Here is a 937-nt window from a genome sequence, read left to right on the forward strand (position 1 = left end):
GGCCATGGCGGCGCGCGCCCGGAGCATGGGGCCCTCGGCCTCCTCGTCGGACGCCGCCTCCGCGACCGTCGCCATGTGCGCCGCGAACCGCGCGTCCGCGGCGGCGAGGGTCGCGTCCGGGTCTGCGCGGTAGGCCTCGCTGACGTCGTCCAGCGCGCCGTCGTGGAAGGTCACGCCCATGGTGTCGATCGGTAGCACCATGTCGTAGATCGCCGATGCGACCGCCGCCTCGACACGTGCTGTGATGTCGATTTCGCCCGAGTTGTTCATGCGGGCAACCTATCGGCCACCCTCGCGCGCCGTCCTGGAAAGACGCTGTCGTCCGTCCCGGACGGGTCAGGTGATCCAGCCACGCTCCCGGGCCACCGTCACGGCGGCGGTACGGTCGGCGACGCCCAGCTTGGCGAACGCCCGGATGAGGTGCGTCTTGACCGTGGCCTCGGTGATCGACAGCTCCCGCCCGACCTCGGCGTTCGACCTGCCGCGCGCCACGAGGGCCAGGACCTCGGTCTCCCGTGCGGAGGGTCGCTCCGCCGCGGTGCGGACCGAGCTGACCAGGCGCGTCGCCACGCTGGGCGCCAGCACCGTCTCACCGCGGGCCGCCGCGCGGATGCCGGCGACGAGCACGGCGCGCGGCGTGTCCTTGAGCAGGTAGCCGGTCGCCCCGGCCTCGACGGCGCGCAGGATGTCGGCGTCGGTGTCGTACGTGGTCAGCACCACGACCCGAGGTCCGGTGCCCACGATCCCCGCGGTCGCCGCGACGCCGTCGAGCACGGGCATCCGCAGGTCCATGAGCACCACGTCGGGCGCGAGCTCCCCGGCCAGGGTGACGGCCTGCTGCCCGTCGGCGGCCTCGCCCACGACCTCGAGATCGTCCTCGACCGCGAGCATGCCCGCCAGTCCCGACCGCACCACCGGATGGTCGTCCACCACCAGT

At 73.5% G+C, this 937-nt stretch carries 2 protein-coding genes; both read right to left on the minus strand.

Annotated features, from left to right (window positions below; all coding sequences use genetic code 11):
• On the minus strand, positions 1 to 270 hold a 270-nt coding region (locus PROKR_RS35115), incomplete at its 3' end, for a hypothetical protein (RefSeq protein WP_036964572.1).
• Positions 271 to 336: 66 nt separating this feature from the next.
• Positions 337 to 936, minus strand: a complete 600-nt coding sequence (locus tag PROKR_RS15805; protein ID WP_245605844.1) for a response regulator — start codon at positions 934 to 936, stop codon at positions 337 to 339.
• Position 937 lies beyond the last annotated feature (1 nt).

Origin of the sequence: Promicromonospora kroppenstedtii DSM 19349, from assembly GCF_000515355.1 — a bacterium.
In the GTDB taxonomy this organism is placed as follows: domain Bacteria; phylum Actinomycetota; class Actinomycetes; order Actinomycetales; family Cellulomonadaceae; genus Promicromonospora; species Promicromonospora kroppenstedtii.